The organism is Hamadaea tsunoensis DSM 44101, from assembly GCF_000428945.1.
GTDB classification, from domain to species: Bacteria; Actinomycetota; Actinomycetes; order Mycobacteriales; family Micromonosporaceae; genus Hamadaea; species Hamadaea tsunoensis.
On the sequence record NZ_AUAX01000008.1, the window covers coordinates 302,349 to 325,164 of the forward strand.

Sequence of the window (22,816 nt, forward strand, 5' to 3'; positions counted from 1 at the left end):
GCGGCGGGCGCCTCCCCTTCAGGCCGCTCCACCGGAGCTTTCGCGTTGGGGCCGTGGCCGTTCGGACTGGGGCTCTGCCCGTTGGGGGAGCTCACGCGTTCGCCTCCTGCTCCGTCAGCTGGGAGAGCACGATCTCCCGGTAGGTCTCGTTGTCCGACATCAGCTCGGCATGCGTACCGACGCCGACGACCTCGCCCTCGTCGAGGACGATGATCCGGTCCGCGTCGCGGATGGTGCTGACCCGCTGGGCCACGATGACGACGGTCGCGTCGGAGATCTCGGTGGACAGCGCCCCGCGCAGGGCGGCGTCGGTCGAGTAGTCCAGGGCCGAGAACGAGTCGTCGAACAGGTAGATCTCCGGCCGGAGCACGAGGGTACGCGCGATCGCCAGGCGCTGGCGCTGTCCACCGGAGACGTTCGTGCCGCCCTGGGCGATCGGGTAGTCGAGCCCTTCGGGCAGCGCCGCGACGAAGTCCTTGGCCTGCGCCACTTCCAGTGCCCGCCACAGCTCGTCGTCGGTCGCGTCGGGATTGCCGTAGCGCAGGTTCGACGCGACCGTCCCGGAGAACAGGTACGGCTTCTGCGGCACGAACCCGACGGTCTTCGACAGCAGGGCGGGGTCGAGGTCGCGGACGTCGACGCCGTCGACGAGCACCTCGCCGCCGGTCACGTCGAACAATCGCGGCACCAGGTTGAGCAGCGTGGTCTTGCCGCTGCCGGTACTGCCGATGACCGCCGTCGTCTCACCGCGCTGGGCGACGAGGTCGACGTTCTTGATGACCGGCTGCTCGGCACCCGGGTAGCGGAACTCGACGCCGTTGAGCCGCAGCTCGCCGTGCACGGGCAGCTCGGTGACCGGCTTGCTCGGCGGCACGACGCTCGACGAGGTGTTGAGCACCTCCTCGATGCGCTCGGCACAGACCTCGGCCCGCGGGATCATCATGAACATGAAGGTCGCCATCATGACCGACATGAGGATCTGCATCAGGTAGCTGAGGAACGCCGTCAGCGCGCCGATCTCCATGTGCCCGCCGGCGATCCGGTGGCCGCCGAACCACAGCACCGCGACGCTGGAGATGTTGACCACCAGCATCACCGTCGGGAAGGACAGCGCCATCAGCTTGCCGACCCGCAGCGACACGTCGGTCAGCGAGGTGTTCGCCTCGCCGTACCGGCCGCGCTCGTGGTCGTCGCGGACGAACGCCCGGATCACGCGGATGCCTGTGATCTGCTCGCGCATGACCCGGTTCACGCGGTCGATGCGTACCTGCATGGTCTTGAAGAGCGGGCGCATCTGCATGATCAGCAGCGTCACGAAGGCGACCAGGACCGGCACGATGACCAGCAGCAGGCCGGAGAGCGTCACATCCTGGTTGAGGGCCAGGATCACGCCGCCGACCATCATGATCGGCGCCGACACCATGAGGGTGAAGGTCAGCAGGACCAGCATCTGGACCTGCTGCACGTCGTTGGTCGTCCGCGTGATCAGCGACGGCGCGCCGAACTGGCCGACCTCGCGGGCGGAGAACGTCTGCACCCGGTGGAAGATGGAACCGCGCAGGTCACGGCCGACCGCCATGGCCGTACGCGCGCCGAAGTACACCGCCCCGATCGAGCAGGTGATCTGGAGGAGCGTGATCGCCAGCATGTAGCCGCCGATCCGCAGGATGTAGCCGGTGTCGCCGGTCACCACGCCCTTGTCGATGATGTCGGCGTTGAGGGTCGGCAGGTAGAGGGTGGCGAGCGTCTGCACGAACTGCAGCAGCACCACGAGGGTGATGTCCCCGCGATAGGGCCGCAGGTGCGCACGCAGGAGTCTGATCAGCATCAGTCGGGTTCTCCCGGTTTCGGACGGATGGCGATGCCGAACGCCTGCTCGCGCAGGTGCTCGTTCAACACGTTGTTCATGATCGAGTCGAAGGTGCCGGTGTCCTCGCGCTCGACCGGCAGGAGGAGGCCGTCGAGGAGCAGCGTCACGATCAGCTCGGGGGACATGGCCGGCTCGTCGCCCCCCGCGTGCGGGCCGAACCCGCGCCGGGACACGCCGAAGATGAGGTTGAGCAGGTACTGGGCGGCGCGTTCGGGGCTCAGCCGCAACTGGTCGCGGTCGGACCCGATGACGTCGACGATCGCCTCGACGTTCTGCACGTGGGCGTTCATGAACCGCTCGCGGATCGCGCCCGCGTCCTCGTCGACGTGCGACTTGGAGTTGCCCCGGATCAGGTGCAGCAGCTGCCCGTTCTCCTCGATCCGGCGCTGCATGATCCGCGTGACGTCGGTCAGCCGCGTCCGCAGGCTCGCCTCCGGGTCGACGGCCCGGATGCTCCGGAGCGAGGGCGTCGGGTCGAGGGCTGCGAAGATCGCCTCCCGGACGAGCGTGGGCTTGTCCGGGAAGACGCCGAAGATGGTTCCCTCGGCCACTCCCGCCGCCTCGGCGATCTGCCGCGTGGTCACGAGCAGGCCATGCTCGCGCAGCAACGGGATCGTCGCCTCGATCAGGGCGGCCCGACGATCCTCCGGCGCCATGGCCGGTACGCGTCGCCGCCGGGCGGGAGTTCCGTCAGGTGTGGAGATCGTCTGCACGGGGGCGAGTCTACTGAGTGAGTGCTCGCTCATTCAACGGGGTTTCGCTCACAGCATGACCGGCGTGTCGTTCTGCCCCTTTTGTCGGCACTCAGCCCCGCTTGAGGATCATCCCCTGCGTCTGGGGCAGGCGTCCTTCGCGGCGCAGTTCGCCGAGGTGCGAGTGGGCCAGCAGAGCCAGGCAGGCCGGCATCGACGGGAGATACCGCTTCGAGACCCGCCCCCACATCCGCGGGCCGTTGAGATCGTCCAGCGCCCTCGCGAGCAGTACGCGGTGCAGCGCCCGTGCCGCGTCGCCGACCAGTTCGGCCACCAGCCGGTGGCCCATCCACTCGTCGAACGCGTCGAAGTACTGGTTCCCGGCCAGCGGGGCCTGGTCGCGCCACAGCACGCCGCGAGCGAGCAGATCGACCACGGCTTCCATGAGGTCCGGGTGCAGCGGTCCCCCCGCGTCCGGCGGCTCCGGAGGAGTTCCGGGCTGCGGTGTCTCGCCCGGCGGCACCGGCCCCCCGGCAGCGAGCGCGTTGTACAGCACATGCGCCGCGAGGCAGGCCGCGTCCCGGGCGCTCCGGTTCCGGAAGTCCTCGCCGACGAGGTTCTCCAGCCAGACCCGCGCCGGACCCAGCTGGCCGGACCTGATCGCGGCGCTCCACTCGTCGCCCCGCGAGTCGCACCGGACGGTGTACTCGATCGGCAGGGACCGGATCAGGGCGAGGTCACGGGCGTGCCGTTCGCGGATCTGGCGTTCGAGGTAGTGCGCGTAGTCGGGCGACACCGAGGCCGGCGTACCCGGCCACGGGCGCAGTTCGATGCCGGCGTCCGCCTGGATCCAGACCTGGTCCACGGTCTGGGGCCGGCTCGCGGCGAGCACCTGGAGGTCTCCGGCGGACGGCAGCGAGACGTCGATGCCGTGCCGGCGGAGAAGGTCGAGGACGCTGCGGGTACGCGCCGGCGAGATGCCCGTCGACGGTTCGTCCGCTCGCGGCGGCGGATCAGGCAGCCGCGCGTCCGGCCAGCGATACCCGAACGCGTCCAGATCGGCGATCGCGGCGAGGTCCCCCACCGTCAACGGCTCCGGGCAGAGGAAGCCGCCGCTCGGCGCCCGCACGACGGTACGCAGTTTGCGCTCCAGCCGCACGACCGGATAGCCGGCCAGGATCGCGACCGCTTCCGCGCGTACGCCGGCGTCCACCTCGCGGGCCTGTTCGACGAGGTCGGCGGCGAGCAGATGCCGGTCCGACCGTTGCTCGGCCGACTCCGCGCCGGCCAGGACCGCACGGACGAACTCGGTCGCGTCGGCCGAGGCGGCGTACAGCAGGACGACTTCCCGCCACCACACGTCGTGCACCCTGGCGAGCAGGAACTCCCCCGTCCCCGTCTCTCTGACGTGGACGGCCGCCAGGTACTCCTGGAACGTCAGATGGGCGAAGGCGTACAGGTCCTGGTCGCGTTCGAGCACCAGGCCCGAGGTCTGGCCGATCTCGGTGAGGAACGCGAGTCCGCCGCCCTCGTGGCCGACCCGCCGCAGCAGCGGCGCCACCACCGCCCACGCGTCCTCGCGCGGGATCACGCGGATCCGGGCCTCCATCATCGCGTACGCGAGATGCCGCAGCACCAGCAGTTTCTGCTCGACCGTCAGCGAACTGGGCAGGCCCTTCATCTCGATGCGGCGGGCCAGGAAGACGAGGAAGATCTCGTGGTACAGCTCGGCCCGGTTGCGGGGCAGGGCGCTGCGGAACTGGTGCACCGAGGCGATCATCGTCAGCAGCAGCGGATTCGTGGCGAACGCGAGCAGCACCGGGGTGGTGTAGAGGCTGCCGAGGAGCTTCTCGGCACCGTCGCGCGCCTTCTCGCGTACGCCGATGTCGGAGCGGTCGGCGTCGCGCCGTTCGACGGCGAGGTACCAGCCGCGGACGAACCGGTCGATCTGCGCGTCGGTGAAGCCGCGGACGCCGACGACCGTGGCCCGCAGCAGCGGCGGGTCGAGGAAGCCGAACGGGCGCGAGGTCAGCAGGAAGCGGTTGCCGGGGTGGCGGTCGATCTGGTCGCGGACCCATTTCATGATCACGGCGCGGTCCTCGCGGCGGGCGACCTCGTCGAGGCCGTCGAGCATGATGACGCAGCGGCCGCGCAGGCGGCGCTCCCAGTACCCGGCGGGCTCGGCGCGCCGCAGGCCGGACAGCGACGAGCGGACGACCGCGGCGAGCGTGACGCCGGGGTCGGCGACGATCGCCGTGACGTGCTCGCGCAGGGCGAGGAGCACGGGGGTGTGCCGCCGCCACTGCCGCGGGAGCGGGGCGCGGCCGCACAGCGCGAGCGTCACGTGCCGCAGCAGGGTGGTCTTCCCGCTGCCGGGCGGCCCGAGGATCGCGATGGTCTCCTCGGCGTGCGCGTCGAGCAGCTGCCAGATCGTCTGCCGGCGGCCGTTGTCGGCCGCCGCCGCGTCCACCGGGCCGCCCGGCACGCTGTGCGGCACCTGCCGCATCAGGCTGAGGTCGACGAAGACCTCGCTCATGGCCAGCGTGTGCATGCCCCAGGTGGACAGTCCCCGCAGGTCCACGTCGTGGTGCACCCGGGAGAGGAAGTACCGGTAGTGCCGGCCGTACCCCGACAGCGTGCGCCGCAGCGCCGCGTCGGCCACCTCGGCCAGCCGGGCCGCCCAGCGGTCGCGCAGCTCGCCGCCCACCTTCGCCAGAAAACCCAGCACGAGTACGCCGAACTCCCAGGCGACCGTTCCGGCTACCGCGGCCGCCGTGCCGACGTGCCCGCGCAGCACGGTGGCCAGACCGACGACGGGCAGGGCCGCGGCGGCGGCGAGGATCGTGGCGGCGGCGAATCGGCGCATCGATGGTCCCCCGGTGTGCTGCTCGTACGGACCCGCAGCTTAGGGCCGTGCGAACCTGCCGGGGAAGGCCGTTCAGTCTTTTGTGGACTGATCAATGACACTTCGGATGAACGGGGCCTTCCCGGCCCGGTAGCGCGGCCGGTCCTCCGCGTCGGCCGCCGCGAGCTCCTGCTTGATCCGCGCGTACGCGGCCGTGGCCTCGGGGTCCTGGCGCAACCGGTCCCGGAAGATGATCCAGGTCGGCCAGTCGGGCGAGAAGCGCTCGACGACGTGCAGGTGATGCGTACGGTGCTCCACCGACGGGAAGCAGTACGAGTATTTGCGCCGGTCGGCGTCGCCGGGTTCGGGGGCGGCCACCCAGCCGATCCCGGCCAGCGCCGCCCGCGCCTCGGCGGCCGGTTCGAAGGCGCGTACGCGGGCGAGCATGTCGACGATCGGCTTGGCGGGCAGGCCCGGCACCGCGGTGCTGCCGATGTGCTCGACGTCGCCGACCAGCCACGGTCGCAGCGCGCCCGTGACGCGGGCGGCCTCGCGGGCGAACAGCTCCGGCCAGGCGGGGTCGTAGGGGACGATGACGATGGGGTCGCGGCGCACCCGCCCACGATATTCGCTCCCGATGGGTGATTCGGCCCGCAACCGTCAGACCCCGGCCTTAGGCTGCGGAAGGTCGGCCGAATTCGATCGGCGATCCGAGAATCACTCACCTTGAGCAGGGGGAATCCAACATGGCCTCGCGCCTCAACCCGTACGTCAACTACCCCGGCACCGCCCGGGAAGCCATGGAGTTCTACCAGAGCATCCTCGGCGGCGAACTCAACGTGAACACGTTCGGCGAGTACGGGCAGACCGATGCGTCCATCGCCGACAAGGTCATGCACGCCCAGCTGGAGACGCCGGCCGGCTACACCATCATGGCCTCCGACCTGGCCCCCGGCATGGACTACCAGCCCGGCACCAACATCACCATCAGCCTCAGCGGCGACGAGCCGACCCTGCGCGGCTACTTCGAAGGGCTCGCCGAGGGCGGCAAGATCACGATGCCGCTGGAGAAGCAGATGTGGGGCGACGAGTTCGGCGCCCTCACCGACAAGTACGGCGTGAACTGGATGGTCAACATCGGTCAGCCGCGCTGATCCCAGCGCACCTCGGCGGGGCCGCGCTCCGGGCGCAGGCCCCGCCAGCTCGGATGGCGCAGCCGGTTGTCCGGCGTCACGTTGCGGTAGACCACCTCGCCGACCAGCTCGGGCCGCGTCCAGTGGGCCTTGCGGGCGTACTCGCGGGGAACCGGGCCGGCATAGGGCGAAGCGGAGGTCTCCAGTGTGGTCAGGCGCGCGTACAGGTCGTCGAGCACCTTGTCGGTGAAGCCCGTCCCGACGTGCCCTAAGAAGATCAGCTGGTCGTCCTCGTCGTAGGCGCCGAGCAGCAGCGCCCCGATCGTGCCCGCGCGGCGCCCCTCCCCGAGCGTGTAGCCGCAGACGATGGCCTCGGTCGTGGTGAACAGCGGCGTCTTGATCCAGGTACGCGACCGCCGGCCGGGTTCGTACAAGCCGTCGACCCGTTTGGCGACCACGCCTTCGAGACCCTGCGTACGCGCCGCTTCGAGCACGTCTTGCCCGTCGCCGTCGAAGGCCGGGGACAGATCGTCCACACCGGAGTCGTCGAGCAGCTTCCGGCGTACCGACCAGGGCCGATCGAGCAGGCTGGTCGACTTGCGGTGCAGCAGGTCGAACGCGAAGAACCGGACCGGGACCGCGGCGACCAGGGCGGCGGGCGGATTGCGGATGTGCATCCGCCGCTGGAGCAGCGCGAACGACGGCGCCCCGGTACGCGGATCCAGCGCGACGATCTCCCCGTCGAGGGTCAGCGACCGGTAGCCGCTCAGCGGGCCGAGATCCGGGAAGCTCGACGTGATGTCGAGATCGTTGCGGCTGGTGATCCGCAGCCCGCCCCGGTCGCTGGTCGTCACGATGCCGCGGATGCCGTCCCATTTGAACTCGTAGACCCAGCCGGGCCCGGACGGCACGGAACCGGCCGTCGCCAGCATCGGCGCGACAGCCGGCGGCCAGGTCGCCGCGCGCTCCCCCACCCGTCGAGCATGCCTCATGATCGGCCGTACGCGGGCCCGAACCGCTCAGCGGCCGCGAAATCCGCATCTCCGTGGTGGACGGATCAGCGGCTCAGTGCGAGACGGCCTGCATCGCCATCAGGATCGCCACCGGCACCGGGAAGAGCAGGAGGAAGAACACCGGCAGCCGCATCGGCGGGGCGGGCGGCGGGTCGACCCGATCGGCGTACCGCGAACGGGCGTGCAGCAGGCCGGCGGTCAGCGAGGCGGCCGTGCGGCCACCGCGCCGGGCCTGGGCGGGCAGCAGTACGGCCGCCGGTCCGGCCACGACCACCACCGAGTCGTCCTGTGTGCTGACCGAGGTCACGTCCGCCCACGACGAACGCACCGAGCCGAGCACGCCGCGGGCCGCGATCCCGCCGCCGTTCCAGGCCGCGGCCGGTCGCAGCCAGATGCGGTAGCCCGCCGCGAACGACGCCAGGGTCAGGAGCACGGAGAGGACGAAGGCCGGGGTCGTCGGCAGCCGCCGGACGAGTTCGACGAGAGCGAGCGGGAGGCAGGCGCTCAACGCGTACCCGATGAGGGCGGGCTTGCGGTAGCGGAAGACCTGCTCGGGAGCGGCGGTCAACTCCGCGGCCGGTACGAGCGCGGCGACCTGTCCGGGTAGCGCCCCCCGAGGCTGGTCCGGAGCCGGCCCGGTGCCGTGGTCGCCACCCGCCACGGGGCGGAACCTGCCGAGCCCCGACGGCGGCCGTACGCGGGCCGTGGCGACGACCGGGCCGCCGGCGATACCGACGATCACCGTCGCGCCGGGAGCGGGTACGCCGTACAGCGTGATCCGCTGATCCTGCCACCGGGACGGCGTCGCCAGGCCGCCCATGTCCTCCCGGTGCGGCTGCCCGTCGCGGACCAGCGCCTCCTCGCCGAGGTCCAGGCGGGCGAGCGGTTCGGCCCCGGCGAGGGCGTCGCCGGCGTACAGGTTGCCGTCCTGGTAGTACGCCTCGGTCATCGGGTACGCGCCGCTCAGCATCCGGCGGCTGCGGACGGCGTACCCGGTGGTGATCAGGGCGAGCGCGCCGAGGGCGAGCAGCACCGCGAGCAGCTGCCAGGGCGTGGCGTCGTAGGGTTCGGCGAGCGGCTGGGCGAGCCCGCCGTCGTCGACCCGCAGCCGGATCTCGCCGCCGACGCGATAGCTCGCGGGCGACACGACGTCGATGACCCGCGTCGGGTCGGCCACCGTCACGGTGTAGCCGGTCGCGTCCACGGCTGTGATCGCCGCCGACTCGGTCCGGGCGGCGGCCTGCCGGGCGTCCATCGTGGACTGCCGCAGCACGCCGGCCGTGCTCACCGCCGCGCCGACGAGCAGCAGGGCCAGGCCGAGACCGATCCGGATCCGGCCCCGCCGCGGCGTGAGCCGGACGGCCGTCAGGTTCCCGCGCGGTGTCCGGTCGGCGAACTCCCGCTCGGCCGGCGACGGGGACCTGCGCGTACGCAGCCACGCGAGCAGGATCGTCACCAGCGCGTACGCGATCAGGGACAGCTCGGCGACCAGGGAGGCATCGGCCGGGTGGAACTGGTCCCACAGCGGACCGGCGACGGCGACGACCGCGGCCGCGAGCGCGGCCAGGCGGGGCGTCGACCAGCCGAGGATCAGCCACGAACCGACGAACAGTCCGAGGGCGATCACGTTGACCGGTTCGGGGCCGCACGGCCGCGCCTCGGTACACGGGACGTCCGGCTGCGCGTTGACGGTGATCACGGTCGCCGCGCAGCCGACGAAGAAGATCGCCCAGCGCAGCACGTGTGCCCGCCACCGGCTCGGCGCGGCGTCCCGCAGTGCCCACGCGTCGGCGGTCGTCAGGATCGAGGCCATCCCCGCATCGTGCGGACACCGCCGCCGATGATCCATCGGCCGAGCGGTTCAAGCTCGGCGGTGCGACCATCGACCCCATGAAGGTGCTCTACATCGGCGGCGCCGGCTACGTCGGCCGCTTCCTCGTCCCGCTGCTCGCCCGGAAGCACGAGATCCGCGTGTTCGACCGGACCGATCCGGACCTCGCGGAGGCGGAGTTCCTCCGCGGCGACGCCACCGACTACGAAGCCCTGCTGGCGGCGATGGACGGCATCGACGTCGTGCTGCACGGCGCCATGGGCGACATCGACTGGAGCACGCCGGCGGCCGTCGCGCAGGCGTACGACGTGAACGTGAAGTCGGTGCACCTGACGCTGCTGGCCGCGCACGCGGCGGGAGTGCCGCACGCGGTGCATTTCAGCAGCCTGTCGGTCTTCGACGACCTGATGCACCGGCCGTGCGCCGAGGACGACGTCCCGGACGCCACCGACCTCTACGGGCTGACGAAGCGGCTCGGCGAGCAGGTGTGCCGGGCCGCGTACGCCGAATGGGGCGTCACGGTCACGATCCTGCGCCTGGTCTGGCCGACCTCGGACGAGGACTGGCCGGAGTGGACCCGGCACGGCGAGCCGGAGGCACTGGTCTCGCCCGCCGGTGAGGTGATCGAGGCGACCGCGGCGAGCGACCTGGCGAGGGCGGTGCTGGCCGCCCTCGACCACCGCGACGGATGCGACGTGTTCACGCTGTCCGGTGACCGGAAGGCGCGCCTGTGGAGCGTCGAGAAGGCGGCCCGGCTGCTCGGCTGGACCCCGCTCGGCCCGGTCCCTAGTCCTTGAGCAGGTGGGACAGGTCGGCGACGAACGCGCTCTCGGCCTCGCTGACGACCGTGCCGCCGAGGCCGAGCACGCCGCCGGAGGAGGCCGCCTCGACGACGGTCTCGGCGATGGTCACCAACCAGTGCCGGTACGCGTTCGCGTCGGCCGCCTCGGCCTTGCCGGCCAGCAGGTCGAGCGCGGCCCGGGAGCGGTCGAGAACGTCCGTGACCAGGCTCTGCGGATCGGCCGGGGTGAACACGGGCAGCTCGGCCTCGTGCAGCCGGCCGACGATCTCGGCGGCGACGGAGGACACGAGCTTGCTCGGCGACTCGACGCCGTCCGTGATCGCCTCCATGCCCGCCTCGTTCTCGGCCGCCGTCCGCCGGGTGCCGTCCGGCTCGACGGCGCTGGCCGCGAGCAGGACCGACTGCGGGAGTCCGACGAGCAGACCCCATTCGGCGTCCGAGAAGCCCAGTTCGGCGAAGACCGGCTGTTCCGTCACGGTGTGTTCCCCCTCTGACTTGGCACTACGTGCGTAATCTAACGGACCCCGGTGATCACCGCACGACGGTGAGCAGCTTCTGCGCGCGGACGACCGGCACCGACAGGGTCTTGTACCCGACCTCGTCGAACAGCACGGTCATCTTCTCCCCCTCGTAGCCGAGGACCATGCCGCTGCCCCACTCTCCATGCTGGACGGTGCTGTGCACGGGGAACGGCGTCGCGTCGGAGGCCGGCTCGGCGGGCTGGGCCGCGACCGGCGCCCGGCGGCAGTTGTCGCAGTGGCCGCAGGCCGTGCCCATGTGCTCGCCGAAGTACGCCAGCAGCGCCTGGCTGCGGCAGGCCCGGGTCTGCGCGAAGCCGCGCATCATCTCCCGGCGGGTCGCCTCGACCGCCTGGCGGCGGGCCACCTCGGCCACCGCCGCCTGGGCCGCGGGGACGGGATCGGGCGCGTGTTTCGGCGTACCGAGGCGGTTGCTGGGCAGCGTGCGCACGGCACCGACCTCTTCGAGCAGGCTGAGCAGCTGGCTCAGCTTGCGCTGACTCAGGCCGCTGCGCTCGCGCAGCTCCGACTTGGTCACGCCGGCCGCGCGGGCCCGCTTGGCGACCTTCGTGTCCTCGGCCTCGATCGCCCGCAGCAGCGCCACCAGGTCGCGCAGCTCCCGCTCGTCGGGCGCGCCGCCGGCGAAGAACCGTTGCAGCGCCTCGTCCTCGGCCCGCCAGAGCAGCAGCGTACGCGCGGGTTCGCCGTCCCGGCCGGCGCGGCCGATCTCCTGCAGGTAGGAGTCGGGCGAGTCGGGCAGCGCCACGTGGGCCACCCAGCGGATGTCCGGTTTGTCGATGCCCATGCCGAAGGCGGAGGTCGCGACCATGACCGGGATGCGGCCGGCGAGGAACTCCTCGTGCCGCTGCTCGCGGGGGCCGGAAGCCATGCCGCCGTGGTAGAAGTCGGCCTTGAACCCGGCGTCCTTCAGCCGGCCGGCCAGTTCCTCGGCCGCGCGGCGGGTCGGCACGTAGACGATGCCGGAGCGGCCCTCCTCCTCGCGCAGGAACTCCAGCAGCCGCCGGTACCGGGCGTTCTCGTCCGAGCAGTAGCCGACGTGCAGCAGCAGATTCGCCCGGTCCAGCCCGGACACCACCGTACGCGGCTTGCGCAGGCCCAGCCGGGCGACGATGTCGTCGCGGACGGGCGGGCTGGCGGTGGCGGTCAGCGCGACGACGGGCGGCCGGCCGAGCTCCCGGATCAGATCGCCCAGGTCGAGGTAGTCCGGCCGGAAGTCGTAGCCCCAGCCCGAGATGCAGTGCGCCTCGTCCACCGCGACCAGGGCCGGCCGCAGTGCCTTGATCTCGGCCAGCCGCTCGGGGTTGGCCAGCGACTCCGGCGTGGTGAACAGGAACCTCGCCCGGCCCTCGCGCAGGTCGGCCAGGGCCGCCGCCTGCTGCTTGGGGGTCTCGGCGGAGCTGATCCGGACCGCCCGCAGCCGCGGCACGCCCCGGTCGTTGAGGTTGCCGATCTGATCCTGCTGCAGGGCGAGCAGCGGGGAGATCACGATCGTGGGACCGTCGAGAAGCGAGCCCGGGACCTGGTAGACGGCCGACTTGCCGCCGCCGGTGGGCAGCACGACCAGGGCGTCTTGCCGGCCGAGCAGGGCCTTCATCGCCGTGAGCTGCTCCGGACGCAGCCGCGGCCAGCCGAAGTCGGTACGCGCCGCGGCACGCAGCCGTCGCGTACCGCGGAAGGAGCGCAGGAAGCTGAAGAGTGATCGCATCGCCGCCGAGGCTACCCGTCACCCCTGACACTCAAACCGTCGCGACACCCCGGCGGTCGGCTACCGTTCGCGCATGACTTCGACCGCCGACTCAGATCCGTCCCCGGCCGCCTCCCCGGACAGCGCGCCGGTAGCCGCCATCACCGGTGCCGCGCAGGGCATCGGTGAGCGCATCGCCGAGGTGCTCGCCGCCGAGGGCTACCGGCTGGCCCTGTTCGACCGCCAGGAGATCACCGCGTTCCCGGACGCGGTACGCGTACGCGGGGACGTCGCGAACCAGTCCGACGTGCTGGCCTTCGCGGGGGCCGTGAACGAGGCGTACGGCCGGATCGACGTGCTGGTCAACAACGCCGGGATCGCCCTGATCAGCCCGGCCGACGAGACGCCGGCCGACATGTGGCGGCAGGTCATGGAGGTGAACCTGACCGGGCCGTTCCTGATGTGCCAGGCGTTCGGCCGGCAGATGCTGGCCACCAACTCCGGTGCGATCGTCAACATCGCCTCGGTCGCGGGGCTGTCCGGTGTGGCCGACCGGTCGGCGTACAACGTCAGCAAGCACGGGCTCATCGGGCTGACCAGGACGCTCGCCGTGGAATGGGGCGGCCGCGGCGTACGCGTCAACGCCGTCTGCCCCGGCTGGGTGAAGACGCCGATGGACGACGCGTCGCAGGGTGAGGGCGCCTACGTCGACGGCGACATCATCGACCACGTGCCGCTCGGGCGTTTCGCCACGCCGGACGACATCGCGCAGGCCGTCGCCTACCTCGCGGATCCCGCCAAGGCCGCCTTCGTCAACGGCATCACCCTGTCGGTGGACGGCGGTTGGATGGCCGACGGATCCTGGCAGTCGCTGCGCCTCGACGCCCGCCACCGCTGAGCCCGGCCGGCCCCGCGCACACGAAAGGGGGCGGATCGCCGCCCGCGCAGCGATCCGCCCCCTGGCAGGTCTACATATCGGGCTTATCGGACTTGTCGACCATGTCCTTGGCCATGTCTCCGCCCTTGTCGACCTGGTCATCGAACTTGCCGCCGGTCTTGTCCTTGACCATGTCGGTGCCCTGATCGACCTTTTCCTTGGCCTTGTCGGAGCCGCCGAGCTTGTCCGTGACCTTGTCGGTCATATCACTGATCTTGTCCGTGATGCCCATTTCCTACCCCCGTGTTCCGGGACCGCGTTCGGGCCTCGGTCTACAGAGAATCCTAGTGAGAGCAACGGATACGGCGTGGCGGAACGGAAAATCGCACGCCGTGTGCGCATTCGCGCGACTCGGGCATGGGAGCCTGCCCACGGGAGGCGACCATGCGGACGAGATTCTGGGGATCGACGGGGGAACGACTGCTGCAGGAGGCCACCGGCAGCACCACGCGGGCGCGCCGGTTCTACGACGGACAGGTCCTCGACCATCTCAACCGCAGGATGCGGGAGTTCATCGCGTACCAGGAGATGTTGTTCGTGGCGACCGCCGACAGCCTCGGCGAGTGCGACTGCACGTTCCGGGCCGGACCGCCGGGATTCGTGCACGTACTGGACGATCACCGGCTGGCCTGGCCGGAGTACCGCGGCAACGGCGTCCTCGCGAGCCTCGGCAACCTGACCGAGAATCCGCACGTCGGGCTGTTCTTCGTCGACTTCTTCCAGAACACGGTCGGGCTGCACGTCAACGGGCGGGCCGACATCCTCGACGAGCTGCCGGGCGTACCGGTCGATCCGGTACCGGGCCGGCGCGCCGAGCGCTGGGTGGTCGTACGCGTCGAGGAGGCGTACATCCACTGCCGCAAGCACATCCCGCGGCTGCAGAAGCGATCCGAGGGCCGGCGCGACTGGGGCAGCGACGATCCGCGCAGCAAGGGCGGCGACTTCTTCGGGGTGGCCGCCGAGCGCGACGGGCGCTGACGGGCCGCCCTGGCCCGGCATGGGTACGCTCGGGAGCATGCGCGCCATCCTGGTCCGCCTCGGCCTCGCCGTGACGGCGACCGCCCTGCTCGCGGGCTGCGGTCCGGTGACCCTGGCGACCCCGACGCCCGCAGCGTCGGGGTCGGCGTCGAGGATCGCCGCCCTCAGCGTGCCGGACGTGACCGGCAAGCGGCTCAACGAAGCCGAAGCCGTGCTGCAAGGGGCCGGCATCAAGACCGTCAAGACGACCGACGCGACCGGCCAGGGCCGGATCGTGATCGACCCCAACAATTGGTTCGTGCGGCACCAGACGCCCGCCGAGGGCACGAAGATCGCCGTTGGCGACCCGGTCACGCTGGACGTCGCGAAGCCGACCGACGGCGTCGGCCCGTCCACCGTCGCGAAGGGCGTCGTGCCGAACGTCGTCTGCATGGACCTGCAGGCCGCGCAGGACACCCTGCAGTCGGCCGGGTTCTACCTGCTGTCGTCCAAGGACGCGCTCGGCGACCGGCACCAGATCCTCGACCGCGACTGGGTCGTGATAGGACAGTCGGCCGCGGCCGGCTCGACCGCCTTCCCCACCACGAAGATCACCCTCACCGTCGTGAAGTACGGCGAGCCCACCGGCGAGTCGGGGTGTCACAGCTGAATCCCGAACCGCCCGCGCCGCCCGCCGTCCGGGCGCTGTCCTGGCTGCTCGCCGTCACGGCCGCCGCCACCGTCGTGGTCGAGGTCCTGATCTGGTGGTACGCCGACGGCGCCGACTACGGCATGTCCGTGCGTACGGGCTGGGCGGTCCTGCGGGCCCTCGGTTTCCTGCTGCTGATCAGGCACGTGCGGATCGGCCGGGCGAGCGCGCGACCGTTCGGGCTGATCCTCAGCGTGACGACGCTGTTCGCCGTCGCCCGGCTCGTCGTGCCGAAACACGGCCTGCCCGGCGTCGTCGGCGTGCTCGGATTCGTCCTGCTGCTCGGGCTGTGCACCGCCGTCATGCTGATGCTCTACAAGTCCCCGGCGGTCGAGGCGTACCTGAAACGGCACCCGCGGCGGCTGACGTTCGACCGGGACGGCATCCAGCTGCGCGAGGTCGCCCCGAAACGGCCCCCGATCCCCGGCTGGCTGCTCACCGTACGCGTCGCCGGACTCGCGTACGGGCCGCTGATGCTGGTCGCGGCGGCGGTCGCGGTCGGCGTGCTGTTCCACGGGAAGCCCGCTGCCCTGCCGATCATCGTCGGCTGGTTCCTCGCCGGCTTCGTGACCGCGTACTTCATGGGGCTCACGACGTTCTTCCTCGTCCGGGGCAGCCGCTGGCCGCGGCTCATGCTCGTCGCGCTGACGGCGTTCGCGCTGGTCGTCCAGCTGAGCCTGTGCGCGTTCCTGCTGGGCCTCGACGCGGTCGTCCGTGACGGCGGCCCGCTGCTGGTCACCGCGGGGCTTGCCCTCTACGGGCTGTGGCGGACGCGCCGCCGGGCCGGCGCCGCGTGATCCGGTCCTGGCCCGATCGCTTACCGGCCAGTAGCATGCGGGCGTGACTGGACCGCTTTCCGGGCTGAAGGTCGTCGAGCTGGCCGGGATCGGACCCGCCCCGTTCTGCGGCATGTTCCTGGCCGACCTCGGCGCCGACGTCGTGCGCGTCGACCGCCGCCGCAGCCCCGGCATCAGCCCCGTCCCGCCCCGGCTCGACCTGCTCAACCGGGGCAAGCGCAGCATCGCGCTGGACCTCAAGGAGCCGGCCGACCTCGCCGTGGCCCTCGACCTGGCGGCCCGCGCCGACGTGCTGCTCGAAGGCTACCGCCCGGGTGTCGCCGAGCGGCTGGGCATCGGGCCGGACGCGTGCCTAGCCCGCCAACCGCGACTGGTCTACGGCCGGATGACCGGCTGGGGCCAGGACGGCCCCCGCGCGCAGACCGCCGGCCACGACATCACGTACCTGGCCGTTTCCGGTGTGCTGCACGGGATCGGGCGCGCCGACGGGCCGCCGCAGATCCCGGTCAACCTGCTCGGCGACTTCGCGGGCGGCGCTATGTACCTGGCCGCCGGGGTCCTGGCCGCGCTCTGGGGCGGTGGCGGCCAGGTCGTGGACGCCGCGATCGTGGACGGCGCGGCCCACCTGTCGACCATGCTCTGGGGCTTCATGGCCGGCGGCGCCTGGCGGGACCGCCGCGGGATGAACCTGCTCGACTCCGGCGCGCCCTTCTACGACGTGTACGCGACCGCCGACGGCCGGCACATGGCGGTCGGCCCGCTCGAACCCCAGTTCTTCGCCGAGTTCATGACCCGGCTCGGACTGCCCGCCGAACCGTCCTATCTCGACCCTGCCGGGTGGCCGGTGCTGCGGTCCGCGCTGTCGACTGCTTTCGGCACGCGTACGCAGGCGGAATGGGCCGAGGTGTTCGCCGGGTCGGACGCCTGCGTCGAACCCGTGCTGCCGATGCGGTCCGCCGCGCGTGACGAGCACCTCGCCTCCCGCGGCACGTACGTCGAGCACGACGGCGTCCTGCAGCCGGCGCCGGCGCCCCGGTTCTCGGGCACGCCCGCCGCGCTGTCCCGGCCGCCCGCCGAGCCCGACGAGCACCGGGCCGAGATCCTGCACGACTGGCTCGGGATCACTCCTCCGAAATCGTGAGGGGTCACTCCTCCGAGATCGTGATCTGTATGGCGAGCAGGTCGCCGTTCTCGGCGTACTCGGCGTGCACGGGGAAGAAGCCGTCGTCCGCCGAGGTCATCGCGAACAGCACCGACGCGCCGCCGACCTCGATCGTGGCGGCCTCGTCGGCGGAATCGCGTACGTCCTCCATCACCCGCCAGTGATGCGAATGCGGCCGGAAGTCGGCCTCGATCCCGCGGCCGTCCAGGTCACGGGCCAGTGCGGCCGCCTCCTCGACGGGCAGGTCGAGCCGGCCGAAACTGTCCTCGTCCACCGGCTCCCCGCCCACCTCCTCGGCGCCCGGTCCCCAGAACACGACGTCGGCCAGGCCGTCCAGCGACCGCGAGTGCACCCACGAGTTCAGCGCGTCCGCGTCGGCGACGGCGAACCGGGCGTGATCGACGCCGAGGAATCCCGCGTCCTTCCAGTACGCCGCCCGCCCCGGCCGCACCTCGACCCGGATACGCAGCCAGCCCCCGTCGTCGCCGGGTATCCCGACGACCGGCGAAGGCCGATCGGTGACGAGGCCGTTCATCACCACGACCGGCACCCCGTTGACCGACAGCCGCCGATCACCCCGGGCGAGGGCCGCGCGTACGCGTTCCCGGTGCGGGACCTGCCGGTCCAGCAACCGCAGGCTCGCATCGCGACCGCGGGCGGCGCAGTGCTCCGCGAACGACCCAGTGATCTCAGCGACCCGGTCGACGGGGATGTCGAACAGCATCGTGCCGGTCTGCCGCCCGAAGGTCCGCGCCGCCATCACGGCGTCCGGCCCGACGATCTCCAGGTCGACCGCGGCCGGGAAGTCGGCCGGCCGCTCCGCCTCGGGAGCGCGATCACCGGACCACAGCCGCAGATATCCGCCGTCGATCAGCACCAGTTCACCGGAGGGGCAGGTGATCCGCCCCAACTCCACGCCATCCGTCACGCCGCCATTCTCCCGTCCCCCCTCCCCGCCCCGTCCCCGCCCCGACTCCCGTCGCCGTTCGCACTTCTTTCCTCGGCCCTTGTCGAGACTGTCCGACTCGCGCGGCGGCCTTCCAACGATCTTGCGCGAATGTCTCGAATTTCGTCCGGAACACCTACAAATGCCCGAACATTCGTGCAAGATCGTCGCAACGCTCAGGGGTGGAGCGGCGGTCCAGTTCGCCCTTGTCGCGACTGTCCGAGTTGTGTACTCGGCGGCGGCGGGCACAGTGATCATTTACGGCCGAGGTGTGAAGATGCCCGCCGACCGCATGATCAATTACGGTTCTGGGGCGCGTTGACCGGCCATGGCTGCACCTGACGCGTAATCGATCATGCAGATCGAGCCGGATTCACACCTCGGCCGTAAATGATCAGGAAATCGGCAGCCGCAGCCCACCGTGCGGAAGATCGTTCCCGCATCACGGACGACAGCTGGCGCTGGGGCGGCTCAGTCAGGATCCACAGCGGCCGAGATGCAGAAGTCGCACCCTTATCCAAGATCCAAAGCGGTCCGATTTCCCAGGCTTCGCGGCGATCTTGCACGAATGTCCGGGCTATTCGGGTAATCCGGACGAAATTCGAGACATTCGCGCAAGATCGTTGGGCGGCCTGCTTATTGGGCGGCCTGCTTGTTGGGCGGCCTGCTTCAGGATTTTCCTTCGAGGATGGCGGTCCCCAGACGAGTGACATGGTGGACCATGCGATTCCCGTCGCGACGGCTGGAGATGAGGCCGGAGTCGCGCAGGATCGTGGTGTGCTCGCTGACGGAGGCGGCCGAGATGCCGATGCGCCGGGCGAGGTCCGTGGTCGTACGCCCCTCGGCGATCGCGGCGAGGATGGCGGCCCGGGTGGCGCCGAGCAGGGTGGCGAGGTTGCGCCGGGCGGCCCCGTCGGGCAGGCCGGCGAGCAGGTCGGGCGGGCGCTCCGAGGGGTAGACCAGGACCGGCGGCAGGTCGTCGTCGAACATGGTCATCGGGTGGTTGACGCAGAAGTAGGCGGGCACCAGCAGCAGTCCGCGTCCACCGAGGAAGATCTCCTGATCCGGGTGGCTCGGTACGCGCAGTTCCCCGTCCGAATACTCGATGTGCGGCCGGAGGCTGGCGAGCAGGCCCTCGACACCGCAGGCGGCCATGGCCCGGATGCGCAGGCGCCGATCGTGCTCGACGGCGGCGTCGACGACCCGCCGGTGCGGCACGACGGCCACGTCGTAGAAGGCGTGCATCGTGGCGGTCAGCTGCCGCAACGCGTCCGGCTCCCCGGCCGCGAGCGCGCGCATCGCGGACGGCACCCCGTATCCGAGAGCGTCGGCGAGTCGGTCGAGGTCCCGCTCGAGCGTGCCGATCGGCGTCCGGCGGATCCGCTCCAGGCCGGTCTCCAGGCGGAAGTCGGGGGTCACCGGGTTCAGGAAGTCCGGGAAGTAGCCCATCGTCGGGGTGAGCGCCGACAGCAGGCCCATCCCGCCACCCAACGGCGTCTGCCGCACGGCCGTGGCCGTCGCCCGCCGCCAGTCGGTGTACAGCAGGTCGCCGGGCTGGCCGCGGAGCATGTGCACGGCGAGGACCAGCTCCCACAACGGATCGGGAGCCGTCGCGAGGCGCGTACGCGCGATGTCGTCGCTCGTGAAGTAGATCCGCAGCATGCCGGCTACCGCAGGTAGGCGAGCACCGCCAGGACGCGGCGATGCTGATCGGCGTCCTGGGGCAGCTGCAGCTTCGTGAAGATGTTCGTCACGTGCTTCTCGACCGCACCGTCGCTGACCACGAGCTGCTTGGCGATCGCGGTGTTGGAGGCGCCCTCGGCCATCAGCCCCAGCACCTCCCGCTCCCGCGGCGTGAGCGACGCGATGGGATCGTTGCGGCGGCGCATCATCAGCTGGGCCACCACCTGCGGATCGAGCACCGTGGCGCCGCCCGCGACCCGGTCGAGCGCGTCCAGGAACGCGTCGACGTCGACCACGGCGTCCTTGAGCAGGTAGCCGATCGCGCCCGCGCCGTCGGCCAGCAGATCGTCGGCGTAGGCGAGCTCCACGTACTGCGACAGCACCAGGATCGGCGTACGCCCCCGGGTGCGGCGGATCTCGACGGCCGCCCGCAGGCCCTCGTCGGTGTGCGACGGCGGCATGCGTACATCCACGACCGACAGATCCGGCTGGTGCTCGGCGACGGCGGCGACGAGTGAGGGCCCGTCCCCGACGGCCGCGACGACCTCGTGGCCGGCCTCGGCCAGCAGGCGTACGAGACCCTCGCGCAGGAGGACCCCGTCGTCGGCGACGACTATGCGCATCGGCCAACCCTATGACACCCGTCAAACTGCAAGATCAAAATGGCGGGTTTGCGACAATGCCACGATCGTCGTAGCATCAAGGCATGCTGTACGCGACGCCCACGCTCACGGCCGACGACCAGCGGGTTCTGGCCGAGATCGATGATTTCTACGCCGACTTCCACCGCTCCACGGGCGGATCGCGGGCCGGTGAGTGGCTCGGCGGCGTCCGCAAACGCCTGGTCGCCGGAGCGATCCGCGGCTCGAACACGATCGAGGGCTACACCGTCGAATTGAGCACCGCCTCCGCGATCGTCAGCGGCGCACCGGTTCCGGCGAGCGTCCCGGAAGAATCCAGAGAGGCCGTCACCGGCTACCGTGACGCGCTCACCTGGGTCATGCAGACGCCCGACATGGGCTTCTTCGTGCACAGCGAGATGGTGCTGTCCGCGCTGCACTTCATGATGACCAGGTTCTGGAAGGACAAGTCACCGGGCCGGTACCGCCGCAAGGGCATCGTCGTCACCGGTTCGGATCCACTCGTGCCGGCGTACATCGGTCCTGATGCCGACGAGGTCCCGGTCCTCATGCGCGAGCTGGCCGACTGGCTCAACGAGGGCGACCTCGACGCCCCGTTGCTCGTGCGGGCCGCGATGGCCCACCTCAACCTCGTGGCGGTCCACCCTTGGCGGGACGGGAACGGGCGTATGTCCCGATGTCTTCAGACGCTGGTCATCGCGCGGGGCGGCCGGGTGTCTCCCGAGTTCTGCTCCATTGAGGAGTGGCTGGGCCACGACATCAACACGCTCGACTACTACCGCGTCCTGCGCGAGACGAACCAGGGTTCCTACCAGCCGCGCCTCAGCGCGGGCACGTGGGTGCGGTTCTGCCTGCGGGCCCATCACCTCCAGGCCCAGCTGGTGGGTAAGCGGCTCCGGCTCGGGCGGGACGTATGGACGGCGGCCGAAGAGCTGGCCGTCCGGCTCGGCCTGCACGACCGTACGGTGTCCGCGCTGTACGCGGCCGCGACCGACCAGCTTCGTCGGGACACCTACCGTGAAGCGGAGGGGCTGTCTCGGGACCAGGCCATCCGGGACATCCGGAGCCTGGAGCACGCGGGCCTGGTGGAGGCGGTCGGATACGGGACCGCTCTGTACTACGTGGCCGCCGGCGAGCTTCGACAGCTCGCCGGCGGGATCACCGCTGCGTTGACCGCCCCGCCGGTCGAGCCGTACCCGGCCGGCTGACGGATGGTCGGTCAGGAGGCTTCGGGGACTTCGGCGATGACGACCGTCGGACCGCCCGCCGGCGAATCGACCGCGAGCTGGCCGTCGATCGCGCTGAGCCGGTCGGCGAGGCCCGCGATGCCGTGCCCCTTGGCGATGTGCGCGCCGCCGGCGCCGTCGTCGGTGACCATCAGGTAGATCTTGCCGTCGCGGCGGGTCAGGGTGATCTGGGCGGAGGTCGCGCCGCTGTGCTTGGCGACGTTGGACAGCGCCTCGGCCGCCGCGAAGTAGAGCGCGTTCTCGATCGCCGGAGCCAGCCGGCCGGGTACGTCGGCGGCGAGTTCCACCGGCACCGTCGAGCGGCTGGCCAGGGTGGTCAGCGCGGCGGGCAGGCCGCGGTCGGTGAGGATCGGCGGCGCGATCCCCCGGGACAGGGCCCGCAGCTCGTCGAGGGTCTCGCGGGCCTGGCCGAGGGCGTCGTCCAGGGTCGCCGAGGCGGCCGCCGGGTCGTCGCGCAGCTGCTTCTGCGCCCGGGAGAGCTCCATGGCCAGCCGGATCAGCCGCTGCTGCGGCCCGTCGTGGATGTCGCGCTCCAGTTTGCGCAGCGCCGTCGCCTCGGCCGAGACCGCGGCGGCCCGGCTGGTCGTGAGGTCCTCGATCCGGCCCTGCAGCTGGGCCAGCCGGGTCAGCATCGCCTGGGCGAACGCCCCGTGCAGGGCGGCCATGCCGCGCTGGACGGCGTACACGGTGAGGAGACCGAACACGCCGATGAAGGTGTAGAAGATCACGCGGTTGTGCTCGGTGTCGGCGCCCATCAGCTTCTCGAGCACGATGTCGTGCTGGTCCGGGCCGTACGGGATGAACCGGCCCCAGATCCAGTAGGTCAGGCCGCCGAGCGTCAGCGCCCACCACACCACCGGGAACACGAACGTGATGATCGCGATGGGCAGGTTGATGACCGCGTACAGCAGGTCGAGCCAGCCCTGCCCCTGCCGGATCGGGGTGGTCACCCTCCGGAACCACCCGGCTCCCTCCGGCGCCGGCCGGTAGCGCGGGCGCGGCAGCACCCGGCCCGTCAGATGCTCCAGGCGTACGCGTTCCAGATCGGCGAAGCCGCGCGCGATGAGCAGGGTGAGCGCGAGCAGGGGGATACCGACGAAGACGACCAGGGTGCCGATGCTCGCGGCGAAGAAGGGAACGAGGATGCCGAAGCTGACCACGGCGAGCGGTAGCCCCAGGAAGCAGTACGCGAAGTCGATGCCGAGCCGGCGGATGATCGTCATGTGCTCCACGCTAGATTTCGACGGGCCCGGACCCCATCCTGCCCGCTGGCCTCTTCGCCCTGGGGATAACCCCACCCCGGCCGGGCCGGGCCCCGACGTGCGAGG

At 71.2% G+C, this 22,816-nt stretch carries 21 protein-coding genes; 8 read left to right on the plus strand and 13 right to left on the minus strand.

What is annotated here, in order from left to right; translation table 11 throughout:
- Positions 1-91: 91 nt before the first annotated feature.
- The 4 genes from G401_RS0117530 to G401_RS0117545 form a co-directional block, all read right to left on the minus strand.
- Positions 92-1,828, minus strand: coding sequence for an ABC transporter ATP-binding protein (locus tag G401_RS0117530; protein ID WP_027343536.1), 1,737 nt, complete (start codon positions 1,826-1,828; stop codon positions 92-94).
- On the minus strand, positions 1,828-2,583 hold the full coding sequence (locus G401_RS46400) for a TetR/AcrR family transcriptional regulator (protein WP_245601746.1): 756 nt from the start codon (positions 2,581-2,583) through the stop codon (positions 1,828-1,830). The genes G401_RS0117530 and G401_RS46400 overlap by 1 nt, the downstream gene beginning before the upstream one ends.
- Positions 2,584-2,674: 91 nt before the next feature.
- Positions 2,675-5,428: an NACHT domain-containing protein gene (locus tag G401_RS52855; RefSeq protein WP_051366770.1), complete on the minus strand. Its 2,754-nt coding sequence runs from the start codon at positions 5,426-5,428 to the stop codon at positions 2,675-2,677.
- Between the two features lie 72 nt (positions 5,429-5,500).
- Complete coding sequence (locus G401_RS0117545) at positions 5,501-6,022, minus strand: GrpB family protein (protein ID WP_027343537.1); 522 nt, start codon at positions 6,020-6,022, stop codon at positions 5,501-5,503.
- A 131-nt stretch (positions 6,023-6,153) separates the two neighbouring features.
- Between G401_RS0117545 and G401_RS0117550 the strand changes: the two genes are divergently transcribed.
- Positions 6,154-6,561, plus strand: coding sequence for a VOC family protein (locus tag G401_RS0117550; RefSeq protein WP_027343538.1), 408 nt, complete (start codon positions 6,154-6,156; stop codon positions 6,559-6,561).
- Here G401_RS0117550 and ligD read toward each other — a convergent pair.
- On the minus strand, positions 6,549-7,514 hold the full coding sequence (ligD, locus tag G401_RS0117555; protein ID WP_245601747.1) for a non-homologous end-joining DNA ligase: 966 nt from the start codon (positions 7,512-7,514) through the stop codon (positions 6,549-6,551). The genes G401_RS0117550 and ligD overlap by 13 nt on opposite strands.
- A gap of 91 nt (positions 7,515-7,605) precedes the next feature.
- A complete protein-coding gene (locus G401_RS0117560) occupies positions 7,606-9,366 on the minus strand; it encodes a hypothetical protein (protein ID WP_027343540.1) in 1,761 nt (586 codons plus the stop codon).
- A gap of 77 nt (positions 9,367-9,443) precedes the next feature.
- Here G401_RS0117560 and G401_RS0117565 point away from each other — a divergent pair, with 77 nt between their 5' ends.
- Positions 9,444-10,181, plus strand: coding sequence for an NAD-dependent epimerase/dehydratase family protein (locus G401_RS0117565; RefSeq protein WP_027343541.1), 738 nt, complete (start codon positions 9,444-9,446; stop codon positions 10,179-10,181).
- Here G401_RS0117565 and G401_RS0117570 read toward each other — a convergent pair.
- Together G401_RS0117570 and G401_RS0117575 are read right to left on the minus strand one after the other, a co-directional pair.
- Complete coding sequence (locus G401_RS0117570) at positions 10,171-10,662, minus strand: hypothetical protein (RefSeq protein ID WP_027343542.1); 492 nt, start codon at positions 10,660-10,662, stop codon at positions 10,171-10,173. The two genes, G401_RS0117565 and G401_RS0117570, sit on opposite strands and share 11 nt — an antisense overlap.
- 55 nt (positions 10,663-10,717) lie before the next feature.
- The gene (locus G401_RS0117575; RefSeq protein WP_051366771.1) at positions 10,718-12,430 is read right to left on the minus strand and encodes a RecQ family ATP-dependent DNA helicase; all 1,713 of its coding nucleotides are present in this window, start codon (positions 12,428-12,430) and stop codon (positions 10,718-10,720) included.
- Positions 12,431-12,503: 73 nt separating this feature from the next.
- Between G401_RS0117575 and G401_RS0117580 the strand changes: the two genes are divergently transcribed.
- The gene (locus tag G401_RS0117580) at positions 12,504-13,307 is read left to right on the plus strand and encodes an SDR family NAD(P)-dependent oxidoreductase (protein WP_051366772.1); all 804 of its coding nucleotides are present in this window, start codon (positions 12,504-12,506) and stop codon (positions 13,305-13,307) included.
- A 70-nt stretch (positions 13,308-13,377) separates the two neighbouring features.
- On the opposite strand, the gene G401_RS0117585 is transcribed toward G401_RS0117580, so the two are convergent.
- On the minus strand, positions 13,378-13,578 hold the full coding sequence (locus G401_RS0117585) for an antitoxin (RefSeq protein WP_027343545.1): 201 nt from the start codon (positions 13,576-13,578) through the stop codon (positions 13,378-13,380).
- Between the two features lie 152 nt (positions 13,579-13,730).
- Here G401_RS0117585 and G401_RS46410 point away from each other — a divergent pair, with 152 nt between their 5' ends.
- The 4 genes from G401_RS46410 to G401_RS46425 are packed head-to-tail and all read left to right on the plus strand — an operon-like array spanning position 13,731 to position 16,950.
- A complete protein-coding gene (locus G401_RS46410) occupies positions 13,731-14,324 on the plus strand; it encodes a pyridoxamine 5'-phosphate oxidase family protein (RefSeq protein WP_034591938.1) in 594 nt (197 codons plus the stop codon).
- 37 nt (positions 14,325-14,361) lie between these two features.
- Positions 14,362-14,973, plus strand: a complete 612-nt coding sequence (locus G401_RS52860; RefSeq protein WP_169734203.1) for a PASTA domain-containing protein — start codon at positions 14,362-14,364, stop codon at positions 14,971-14,973.
- The gene (locus G401_RS0117600) at positions 14,961-15,809 is read left to right on the plus strand and encodes a hypothetical protein (RefSeq protein WP_034591939.1); all 849 of its coding nucleotides are present in this window, start codon (positions 14,961-14,963) and stop codon (positions 15,807-15,809) included. The genes G401_RS52860 and G401_RS0117600 overlap by 13 nt, the downstream gene beginning before the upstream one ends.
- A 43-nt stretch (positions 15,810-15,852) precedes the next feature.
- Positions 15,853-16,950 (plus strand): CaiB/BaiF CoA transferase family protein, encoded by a 1,098-nt coding sequence (locus tag G401_RS46425; protein ID WP_051366774.1) that lies wholly within the window; start codon positions 15,853-15,855, stop codon positions 16,948-16,950.
- Positions 16,951-16,954: 4 nt separating this feature from the next.
- Here G401_RS46425 and G401_RS0117610 read toward each other — a convergent pair whose 3' ends face one another.
- The 3 genes from G401_RS0117610 to G401_RS0117620 all read right to left on the minus strand — a co-directional run bounded on the left by G401_RS0117610 (position 16,955) and on the right by G401_RS0117620 (position 20,223).
- Positions 16,955-17,899 carry a hypothetical protein gene (locus tag G401_RS0117610; protein ID WP_027343547.1) on the minus strand — a complete coding sequence of 315 codons (945 nt, stop codon included), beginning with the start codon at positions 17,897-17,899 and terminating at the stop codon, positions 16,955-16,957.
- A gap of 687 nt (positions 17,900-18,586) precedes the next feature.
- On the minus strand, positions 18,587-19,579 hold the full coding sequence (locus G401_RS0117615) for an ArsR/SmtB family transcription factor (protein ID WP_027343548.1): 993 nt from the start codon (positions 19,577-19,579) through the stop codon (positions 18,587-18,589).
- Between the two features lie 5 nt (positions 19,580-19,584).
- Positions 19,585-20,223, minus strand: a complete 639-nt coding sequence (locus G401_RS0117620) for a response regulator (protein WP_027343549.1) — start codon at positions 20,221-20,223, stop codon at positions 19,585-19,587.
- Between the two features lie 83 nt (positions 20,224-20,306).
- On the opposite strand from G401_RS0117620, the gene G401_RS0117625 reads away from it, so the two are divergent.
- Positions 20,307-21,449: a Fic family protein gene (locus G401_RS0117625; protein WP_027343550.1), complete on the plus strand. Its 1,143-nt coding sequence runs from the start codon at positions 20,307-20,309 to the stop codon at positions 21,447-21,449.
- Positions 21,450-21,460: 11 nt separating this feature from the next.
- On the opposite strand, the gene G401_RS46430 is transcribed toward G401_RS0117625, so the two are convergent.
- Positions 21,461-22,711: a sensor histidine kinase gene (locus G401_RS46430; protein ID WP_034592073.1), complete on the minus strand. Its 1,251-nt coding sequence runs from the start codon at positions 22,709-22,711 to the stop codon at positions 21,461-21,463.
- Positions 22,712-22,816: the final 105 nt, after the last annotated feature.